Genomic DNA, 9,806 nt, shown 5'->3' on the forward strand with positions numbered 1-9,806 from the left:
AGGGTGTGGGGGGACCCGGCCGCCGCCGCGCGCACGCTCCGCCGGCCGATGGGGTACCACGGGGGCGCTGGCCGTCGGCGGAGCTGGCAGGTTCCGCAGAGGATGCTGCCACCGGCCGGGTCCGGTGCGGAACGCGGTTAAGACAGACCTAAGACAGAGTTACGGAGATCGAGGAAATCCTCACCTCCGGTGCGCCGTCCGGCACCCGTCGTAGGCAGAGCACCCGCCGTACGCCAGAGCACCCGCCGTACGCCAGAGCGCCCGCCGTAGGCGGAGCACCCGCCGGTCCGGTTGCCGGGCGCGCTCAACCGTCCGAGGATCTCGGCCGGGACCAGCGCCGGGCGGCGGTGTCCCGCTCCCGGGCCATCCGGCCGACCAGCCCGAACCGGCTGACCTGGCGCGGGGTGGCCTCCGGGTCGGCCAGCAGCATGACCACGCTGGCCCCGCCCAACCGGGCCCGGTCGATGCTCACCGAGCCGTTGGCCTGCAACGCCACCCGCCGGGCGATGTCCAACCCGAGGCCGGTCGACCCCTGGTCGCTGGCGCCCCGGCGCAGCGCCCGGTCCGGGTCGGGGATGCCGGGCCCGGCGTCGTCGACCCGGATCGCCACGTACCCGTCCCGCCGGGAGACGGCCACCTCGAACGCGGTGCCCTGCGGGGTGTACCGGAACACGTTGCCCAGCACGGCGTCGATCGCGGCGGCCAACTCGGCCCGGGGGACCGGCACCGGGATCCGCAACTGCGCCCCCTGCACCTGGTAGGGCCGGTTCTGGTCGCCGGCCAGGGCGGCCCAGAACACCATCCGGTCCCGGACCACCTCGCTGGCGTCGCAGGCGCTCGGGCCGGTCTCCTGGGCGACGGTCTTGCGGGCCGTCTTGATCAGGACGTCCACCTCGCCCTCCAGCGTGACGATGGCCTGCCGGATCCGGCGGATGGTGCGTCGGCGGTCCAGTTCCGCCTCGCTGAACGACCCCACGCTGGTGTCGTCGGACTCCAGCGCCTCGGCGTCCAGGCGCAGCACGGTGAGCGGGGTACGCAACCGGTGGGACAGGTCGGCGACCAGTTCCCGCTCGTCGGTGCGGAAGGTGGCCAGCCGGTCCGCCATCCGGTTGAAGGCGTACCCGGCCTCGGCCAGCTCCCGGGGGCCGGTCGGCTCGATGCGTACCCCGAGGTCGCCGTTGCCCACCGCGAGCGCCGCCCGGACCAGCGTGCGGGCCGACCCGACCGCCCGGGCGGCGAGCCGGTCCACCACGATCACCGTGGCCACCACCAGACTGAGCGCCACCAGGGCGAGCAGCGCCCAGGTGCTGCCGTTGCCCCGGGTCAGGACCGCGTCCGGGATGAAGACCTCCACCACCGCGACCCGGTCGCCGAGCACCACCGGCTCCAGCCGGGCCACCCCGCCGGGTACGTCCGCGACCAGCGTGCGCTTGTCGGTGCTGGCCCGGGCCAGGTCCGCGCCGGTCGCCCGCCCCGTGGTGGGGGTACCCAGACCGTGCACGACCGGCCGGGTCGCCGGGTCCCCGCCGGTCGCCTCGACCGCCCGGGCCACCACCGCCGGGTCGGTGTCCACCGCCAGCGCCCCGGTGACCAGGGCGCTGCGCCGGGCCGCGTCGGCGACCGCCTCCTCGCGGTGCTCCTCGGCGAGGGTGATGCCGAGCGGGATCAGGAAGGCCAGCGCGACCATGGTGGTCATGCCGGCGGCGAGGTACGCCAGGGCCCGCCTCAGTCCGGGGCCACCAGCCGGAAGCCCACCCCCCGCACGGTGCGCAGGTAGCGCGGCTTCGCCGCGGACTCGCCCAGCTTGCGGCGCAGCCAGTACAGATGAACGTCGATTGTCTGGTCCTCGCCGACCGATGGCTGCCGCCATACCTCCTCCAACAGTTCCCGGCGGGACACTACCCGGCCCGGTCGGGCGGCCAGGTAGGCCAGCACGTCGAACTCCTTGCGGGTCAGCGCGAGGGGCACCCCGTCGAGCTGGGCGCTGCGCTCGCCGACGTCCACCCGCAGCCCGCCGACGGTGTGCACCGCCGGGGTGACCGTCCGGCTGGCCCGCCCGGCCCGCCGCAGCACCGAGGTGATCCGGGCCTCCAGGTGCGCGCCGGTGAACGGCTTGACCATGTAGTCGTCCGCCCCGGCCCGCAGCAGCCGGACGATCGCCTGCTCGTCGTCGCGCGCGGTGGCGATGATGATCGGCACGTCGGTGATGCCGCGCAGCATCCGCAGCGCGTCCGCCCCGTCCAGGTCGGGCAGCCCGAGGTCGAGCACGACCAGGTCGGGCGTCTCCGCGGCGACCCGGCGCAGCGCGTCCAGCGCGGTACCCACCGCGTGCACGGCGTGCCCACGGTCGGCCAGGGACCGCAGCATCGCGCCACGCACGACGTGGTCGTCTTCCACCAGGAGCACGGTTGCCACGTGACGACGGTACTGCCCGTGGCAAGCCGGTCGCGGTGTGGCCACGCCCGAGGTCACGGCGGGTCGGGTCGCCCGCACGGTGACCGATAGCATTTCCTGGTCCCGACATCGGGCCCTGTCCTTTTCGTCTGGTTTGAGGAGTAGCCGTGTCAGCACCCGGTAACCCTGTCGTGGCCGAGCCCGTCGTGGTCGCGGCCGGTACGACGGCGGCCGACGCGGTGGCGGCGGCCGGTCTGCCGACCAGTGGCCCCAAGGCCGTCGTGGTGGTCCGTGACCCGTCCGGTCAGCTCCGCGACCTGGACTGGGCGCCCGAGGTGGAAACCGCCGTCGAGCCGGTCCCGCTGGACTCCCCGGACGGACTGAACGTGCTGCGGCACTCCACCGCACACGTGCTCGCCCAGGCCGTGCAGGACATCTTCCCCGAGGCCAAGCTCGGCATCGGCCCGCCCATCACCAACGGCTTCTACTACGACTTCGACGTCGACAAGCCGTTCCAGCCGGACGACCTGGCCAAGCTCGAAAAGCGGATGCAGGAGATCGTCAAGTCCGGGCAGCGGTTCCGGCGGCGGCGCTTCGACAGCCTGGCCGAGGCGAAGGCCGAACTGGCCGACGAGCCGTACAAGCTGGAACTGGTCGACGTCAAGGGCGAGGGGTTCGACGCCGGGGAGGTGATGGAGGTCGGCGGCGGTGAGCTGACCATCTACGACAACCTCGCCGCGAACGAGGACAAGGTCTGCTGGTCCGACCTGTGCCGGGGCCCGCACCTGCCGAACACCCGGCTGATCGGCGCGTTCAAGCTGATGCGTTCGGCCGCCGCGTACTGGCGGGGCTCGGAGCGTAACCCCCAGCTCCAGCGGGTGTACGGCACCGCCTGGCCGACCCGGGACGCGCTCAAGGCGTACCTGAAGCTGCTGGAGGAGGCGGCCCGCCGCGACCACCGCAAGCTCGGCGCGGACCTCGACCTGTTCAGCTTCCCCGACGAGGTCGGCTCCGGGCTGGCGGTCTTCCACCCCAAGGGCGGGATCATCCGCCGGGAGTTGGAGAACTACTCCCGGATCAAGCACGAGCAGGCCGGGTACGAGTTCGTCAACACCCCGCACATCACCAAGGCCAAGCTCTTCGAGACCTCCGGCCACCTGCCGTACTACGCGGACACCATGTTCCCGCCGATGCAGCTCGAAGGTGCCGAGTACTTCCTCAAGGCCATGAACTGCCCGATGCACAACCTGATCTTCAAGGCGCGCGGGCGGTCGTACCGGGAACTGCCGCTGCGGTTCTTCGAGTTCGGCACCGTCTACCGGTACGAGAAGTCCGGTGTGGTGCACGGGCTGACCCGGGTCCGGGGCCTGACCCAGGACGACTCGCACATCTACTGCACCCGGGAGCAGATGCCCGGTGAGCTGACCGCGCTGCTCACCTTCGTGCTCGACCTGCTGCGCGACTACGGCCTGGACGACTTCTACCTGGAGCTGTCGACCCGGGACGACTCGCCCAAGTTCATCGGGTCGGACGCCGACTGGGCCGAGGCCACTGAGGCGCTGCGGACCGCCGCCGAGGCGTCCGGCCTGGACCTGGTGCCGGACCCGGGTGGCGCGGCCTTCTACGGCCCGAAGATCTCCGTACAGGCCCGCGACGCCATCGGCCGGACCTGGCAGATGTCCACCATCCAGGTGGACTTCAACCAGCCGGCCCGGTTCGGGCTGGAGTACCAGGCCGCCGACGGTACCCGGCAGCAGCCGGTCATGATCCACCGCGCGCTGTTCGGTTCGATCGAGCGCTTCTTCGGGGTGCTCACCGAGCACTACGCCGGGGCGTTCCCGGCCTGGCTGGCCCCGGTGCAGGTGGTCGGCATCCCGATTCGGGAGGACCACACGCCCTACCTCACCGAGTTCGTCGCCACCCTGCGCGGGGAGGGCATCCGGGCCGAGGTGGACGCCGGGGACGACCGGATGCAGAAGAAGATCCGTACCGCCCAGCAGCAGAAGATCCCGTTCATGGTGCTGGCCGGGGACGACGACGTGGCCGCCGGTACGGTCTCGTTCCGCTACCGGGACGGCTCGCAGCGCAACGGCGTACCGCTGGCCGAGGCGGTCGCGCACGTGGTCGAGGTGGTCCGCTCCCGGACCAACGCCGGCCCCTCCGCCGCCTGAGATGTAAGGAAGGGCCCCCTGTTATCGCTTTCGGTATAGCAGGGGGCCCTTGTTAACGCCCGGGGCGGGTGGCCCGGTGGGTCGCCGTCGGCGGGGGATCAGATCCCGCAGCTCGGGGCGGACCAGGACTGGGTCGGGCTGTTGCCCAGGTGGGTGTGGTCGTCGTGCCCGGGGTAGCCGGGGCCGAGGATGTTGCTGAAGCCGTGGTTGCGGGCCTGCTGGGCGAGCCGGCAGAACGAGTGGGAACCGACCAGGTCGATGCCGTCACCGTACAGGTGCCGGCTGTTAGATGCGCCACCCACCGCGCTGTTGCACGAGTAGCTGCGGAAGCCGCTGCTGAGGTAGATAGGTGCGTCCCCGAGGGCGTGCCGCATCGCCTGGAGCTTCCACATCGACACCAGCGCGTTGAATCTCGCGGTGCTGGCCGAGACCGCGCCGCCGGACCAGTCGGAGTTGCACTTGTTCCACTCCGCGTAGCTGAAGTTGACCGGGGTGCAGTCGTCGTCCTGCAACGCGTACAGCTTGCTGAAGGTCTGCGGTCCGGCGACACCGTCGGCGGAGAGGCCGTACGCCTGCTGGAAGCGGATCAACGCGGACCGGGTGGCCGGGCCGAACGCGCCGTCGATGGCGATCCGGGCGCCGTACCCGGGGTACCCGGAGATCCGGATCTGGAGCTGCCGGACGTCCTCGCCGCTCATCCCGGAGGAGAGGGTGCGTCCCCAGGTGTAGCAGGCGTCAGCGTGGGCGGCGCCGCCGGTGGTGACCAGGCCCACCATGGTGGCGGTGGCGGCCAGTACGCAGGCGGCGAGGAGTCGACCGAGTCGTCGGAACACGTTTTCCTCCAGGGGCATGATCGGGAGATGGAGGAAGTTTCCAGTATCGATGTTATAGCCGTCAATATTTAACATCGAGGTTTATCAGTTGTTTACCAACGGTGGCCGGAGGCACCGACGGGGCGGACTGGTGGCGCCGGGGGCCGGGAACCGTAGGATCGGCGGTGTGACTGGGGCGGAGCGGCACGCGGACGGCGGCATCGGCAACAACGGCACGACCGACGGCACCGGCAACGGCGGCGTCGGCAACGGCACGACCGACAGTGGCACCGGCAACGGCAGCATGGCGGACGGACTGGACCGGCTCTGGACGCCGCACCGGATGACCTACATCTCCGGGGAGGACCGTCCCGCCGAGGGGTACGAGAAGCCGAGCGGCTGCCCGTTCTGCCGGGCCCCGGGGCTCTCCCCCGACGACAGCCTGGTCGTCGCCCGGGGCGAGCACGTCTTCGTCGTCCTGAACCTCTACCCGTACAACCCGGGCCACCTGCTGGTCTGCCCGTACCGGCACGTCGCCGACTACACCGACCTGGACGTGGCCGAGACCGCCGAGCTGGCCGCCGTCACCCAGACCGCGATGCGGGTGATCCGTCAGGTGAGCAACGCCCACGGCTTCAACCTGGGGATGAACCAGGGCGGGGTGGCCGGCGCCGGCATCGCCGCCCACCTGCACCAGCACGTGGTACCCCGCTGGGGCGGCGACGCCAACTTCATGCCCGTGATCGGCCAGACCAAGGTGCTGCCGCAACTGCTCGCCGACACCCGCAACCTGCTCTCCGCCGCCTGGCCCCGCTAGCCGGACGCCCCGCTAGCCGGACGCCCCGCTGGCCGCCTGGCCCTGCTGGCCGCCTGGCCCTGCTGGCCGCCTGGCCCTGCTGGCCGCCTGGCCCCGCTAGCCGGCCACCGTCGTCGGGGCGGCGACGAACCGCAGTTCCGCGCTGTACCGGCGGCCGACCGGGTCGGTCAGCCACATCTGCTCCGGGGTCGGCAGCATCTCCACCACGGTGACCCGCGCCGCGTCACCGGCCGCCCGCCGGGCCCGGCGTACCGCCCGGCAGAGCACGTCGACCGCGGCCAGCCCGGCCAGGTCGACGTGGACCGGCTTGGCCTCCCCGGTGGCCCGGACGAAGACGTGCCGGGGCAGCCCGTGCCGGCTCTTCCAGGCCCGGGCCCGGCGGAACCGCCGGGCCTCGTCGGTGTCGTCGGCGAAGTCGACCTGGCCGACGGTGAACGTCCAGCTCTCCCGGCTGACCACCAGCCGGTCGATGGTGACCCGGGGCCGGTGGGCGGCCGGGGCGAGCAGCCGGAAATGCGGCATCAGATGCTGCGCGACCAGGTCCGCGACCACCTCGACCAGGTCGTACTCCGCACCGTCGGCACCCGGTGCCCGACTGTCCGCACCGTCCGTCCCGGCGGCCCGGCGGCGGACCACCAGCCGGCCGGACCGGTTGACCACGTCGCACGCCCCGACGACCAGGTCGTGGGCCGGATCGTGGCCCACGCTGTCCGGCGCGAACACCAGCCGCCGCTCGCCCGGGGAACGCAGCCGGGGGGAGAACCGGGTGGCACTGCCGCCCTGCGCGCCGGTGGGCGCCAACCGGACCACACCGCCGGGCAGGTCCGCCGCCATCGCGGCGGCCAACTCGTCGGGCGCGGGATGGCAGTCCACCCAGCTCGCGTACCGCATCGTGTGGTACCCGGGATGCAGCTCGCCGAGGACCCAGTCGACGTCGCCGGCCCGGACCGCCGCGAGGTCCCGGGCGGCGATCATCAGGTCCGGGCTGTGCTGCACGGCGGTGGCCCACCCGGCCGGTCCGGCCGGGAACACCGCAGCGAACCCGGCCCGCAGATCGGCGCTGGCCCGCCACACCCGGCGGGTACCGGCCGGCACGGCCAGCAGCCGCTCCCAGCGCTGCTGCAACGCCCGGACCAGCGGCCGGACCACCGGGGACGGGTCGTCGACGAGCAGCCCCCGGGCGGCCAGCCACAGCTCCGCCAGCGGTACCGCCCGGTCCGGGTGCCGGGCGGCGAGCTGGTCGAACACGGTGCGCAGGGCCCGCCGGTAGAGCGCCGCCCCGGCGGCCGTGTACCACCGGGCGCTGTCCAGCAGCAGCGCCAGCGGTGCCCGCAACGCGTCGAGGGCGGCCGGGCCGAGCGAGATCGAGTCGGGTTGCCGGCACTCCTCGAACAGCAGGGTCCGCCCCGCGTAGAGCTGCCCCGGGGAACGCGCCGGGTCGGCGCCGGTCAGATCGGTGAAGATGGTACCGAGGGTGTCCAGCGCGTCCACCACCTTCGTCGCGTCACCCCGGGCCGCCTCCACGGTGGCCGTCGCGCCGGCCAGCCGGTCGAACGCGGCGAGCGCGGCGGCGCGTACCCCGGGATCGTCGACGCCGGCCACGACGGCCCGCAGCGTCGCGGCGGCCCGCAGGTCGTCCGGCGCCGCCTCCAGCGTCCACTCGATCCGGTGTTCGGCGTGCAGCCGCTCCAGGGCGGCCCAGACGGCGGCCGGATCGCGGGTCGGGCCGGCCGGGTCGGCGCAGACCCGGGCCACCACCTCGCGGGCGGTGCGACCGGGCCGGCAGGCCCGCAGCACCGCCGCGGCGACCGGACCGAGCGGCACCGGATCACCCATCGGTACCCGCAGAGCGTCGCCGACCAGGCCGAACAGCGGCAGCAGCCGGGGTACCAGCCAGGGGCGCAGCGCCGGTGCCAGGGCCCGGCCGAGGGCCGCGACCGCCCAACCCTCCAGGTAGAGGGTGCGGCTGCCGGTCGTGCCGTCGTCGGTGCGCCGGACCGGGTCGGTCTGCTCCGGGTCGATCCGGCCCCAGCGCAACGGCCCGTAGAAGCCGATGGTGTCGTTCTTCGCGCAGTACCGGTGCAGGTAGCCGGCGACCAGCACCTCGGTCTTGCGGTGCCGGCCGGTCCGCGCCACGGTGGCCGGGTCCCGGCGCAGCAGGGTGTCGAAGCCGCTGGTCAGCGCGGACGGGTTCTGCCAGGCGACCGCCTCCCGGACCCGGGGATCGGCCGCCACCCGGTGCAGGGCCCACCCCAGGTCGACGCCGGCCCGGCGGAACCGGTCCCGGTAGGCGGCCTCGACCGCCGCCGGATCGCCCACCCGGCCCCCGGCCGCCGTCGCTGCCGGCCGGCCCAGCCCGGTCGCCGCCGCTGCTGGCCCGTCCGGTCCGGAATCCGCCGCGTTGGCCCGGTCGGCCAGCTCGGCGAGTTCCGGGTCGGCGAGCGCGTCGAGCAGGTCGAACGGGAAACCGGCCGCCCGCAGGCAGAACCACCGCCACAGGCCCCACCCGGCGCCCAGCTCCACGAGGTGCGGCGACGCCCTCAACCGAGGACCGCGGTGACCAGGTGGTCGGTGTCCGAGCGGGTCAGCATGGTCTGCCGGACGTCGGTGAACCCCGCCCCGGCCAGCAGGTCGGCCAGTTCGGGGAAGTCGTACGCCCGGCCGCCCTGGGTGTGGAACAGGTTCAGGCTGAACATCCGGACGAACGCCTCACCCGGGCCCGGCGGCCGCTGCGGCACCTCGGCCAGCGGCTCCAGCAGCGCGACCCGACCGCCGGGGCGCAGTGCGGCGGCGGCCCGGCACAGCAGGCTGGACACCTGCTCCCGCTGGTACCCGTGCACGATGTTGAACAGCAGCACCAGGTCGTGGCCGGTACCCCAGTCGGCGGTGAACAGGTCACCGGGGCACAGGGTCACCCGGTCGGTGAGTCCGGCCTCGGCCACCGTCACCGCCCCCTGCTCCAACGCGCCGGGCAGGTCGACCACGGTGGCCCGCAGGTGCGGATGGGCCCGCAGGAACGCCACCGGGTAGCCGGCGTGACCGCCCCCGACGTCGAGCAGGCTACGGTCGTCGGCACCGACCGGCAGCAGGTCGACGATCTCCCCGCCGAGCCAGCCGGAGAGCCGGCGCAGCATGGTCTGGAAATCCGCGAGGGTCTCCGGCTGCTTCTCCAGCCAGGCGTAGAAGTCGCCGGTCGGGCCACCGGTCCGGATCGACTCCTCCAGGTCGTGCCACCAACCGGTGACCACGGTGGTCCAGAAGGAGAGCACCGGGGCGAAACTGTCCGGTGCGGCGCGCAGCAGCCAGCGGGCGGTGTTGGCGCTGTTGGCGTACCGGCCGTCGGCGCGGGTCAGGTAGCCGTACCCGGCGAGCGCGTCCAGCAGCAGCCGCAGGCCGAGCGGATCGGTACCGGTCCGGGTGGCGATCTCGGCGACCGGCAGTGGGCCGTCGGCGAGCGCCTCGAACACGCCCAGCCGCAGCGCGGCACCGGCGGACCGGAAGCTGACCGCGTCGAGCAGGTCCAGGTACGCGGCGGGGGATTCGGCGGAGTCGAGGAACTGGCGGGCCTCGTCCGGGCTCAGCGGCACCGGCATCTCGGGGGCTCCTTCGGGT

Annotated in this window: 7 protein-coding genes; 2 read left to right on the plus strand and 5 right to left on the minus strand. The window is 73.4% G+C overall.

What is annotated here, in order from left to right:
• Nucleotides 1-304 precede the first annotated feature (304 nt).
• Nucleotides 305-1,696 (minus strand): HAMP domain-containing sensor histidine kinase, encoded by a 1,392-nt coding sequence (locus GSF22_RS25025; RefSeq protein ID WP_208816183.1) that lies wholly within the window; start codon nt 1,694-1,696, stop codon nt 305-307.
• 29 nt (nt 1,697-1,725) lie between these two features.
• On the minus strand, nt 1,726-2,415 hold the full coding sequence (locus tag GSF22_RS25030) for a response regulator transcription factor (protein ID WP_208816184.1): 690 nt from the start codon (nt 2,413-2,415) through the stop codon (nt 1,726-1,728).
• Between the two features lie 146 nt (nt 2,416-2,561).
• On the opposite strand from GSF22_RS25030, the gene thrS reads away from it, so the two are divergent.
• On the plus strand, nt 2,562-4,565 hold the full coding sequence (thrS, locus tag GSF22_RS25035; protein ID WP_208816185.1) for a threonine--tRNA ligase: 2,004 nt from the start codon (nt 2,562-2,564) through the stop codon (nt 4,563-4,565).
• 98 nt (nt 4,566-4,663) lie between these two features.
• On the opposite strand, the gene GSF22_RS25040 is transcribed toward thrS, so the two are convergent.
• On the minus strand, nt 4,664-5,416 hold the full coding sequence (locus GSF22_RS25040; protein WP_208816186.1) for a D-Ala-D-Ala carboxypeptidase family metallohydrolase: 753 nt from the start codon (nt 5,414-5,416) through the stop codon (nt 4,664-4,666).
• Nucleotides 5,417-5,681: 265 nt separating this feature from the next.
• Between GSF22_RS25040 and GSF22_RS25045 the strand changes: the two genes are divergently transcribed.
• A complete protein-coding gene (locus GSF22_RS25045) occupies nt 5,682-6,194 on the plus strand; it encodes an HIT family protein (protein ID WP_208816188.1) in 513 nt (170 codons plus the stop codon).
• Nucleotides 6,195-6,290: 96 nt separating this feature from the next.
• Here GSF22_RS25045 and GSF22_RS25050 read toward each other — a convergent pair whose 3' ends face one another.
• Nucleotides 6,291-8,738 (minus strand): lantibiotic dehydratase, encoded by a 2,448-nt coding sequence (locus GSF22_RS25050; RefSeq protein ID WP_208816187.1) that lies wholly within the window; start codon nt 8,736-8,738, stop codon nt 6,291-6,293.
• Nucleotides 8,735-9,787, minus strand: coding sequence for a methyltransferase (locus GSF22_RS25055; RefSeq protein WP_208816189.1), 1,053 nt, complete (start codon nt 9,785-9,787; stop codon nt 8,735-8,737). Before GSF22_RS25055 ends, GSF22_RS25050 begins: the two co-directional genes overlap by 4 nt.
• Nucleotides 9,788-9,806: the final 19 nt, after the last annotated feature.

The sequence above is a fragment of the Micromonospora echinofusca genome (genome assembly GCF_017614955.1).
GTDB classification, from domain to species: domain Bacteria; phylum Actinomycetota; class Actinomycetes; order Mycobacteriales; family Micromonosporaceae; genus Micromonospora; species Micromonospora echinofusca_A.

Coding starts and splice junctions, on each gene's coding strand:
- GSF22_RS25025 (WP_208816183.1), bottom strand. CDS start 1,696: ATGACCACCATGGTCGCGCTGGCCTTCCTGATCCCGCTCGGCATCACC.
- GSF22_RS25040 (WP_208816186.1), bottom strand. CDS start 5,416: ATGCCCCTGGAGGAAAACGTGTTCCGACGACTCGGTCGACTCCTCGCC.
- GSF22_RS25055 (WP_208816189.1), bottom strand. CDS start 9,787: ATGCCGGTGCCGCTGAGCCCGGACGAGGCCCGCCAGTTCCTCGACTCC.
- GSF22_RS25045 (WP_208816188.1), top strand. CDS start 5,682: ATGGCGGACGGACTGGACCGGCTCTGGACGCCGCACCGGATGACCTAC.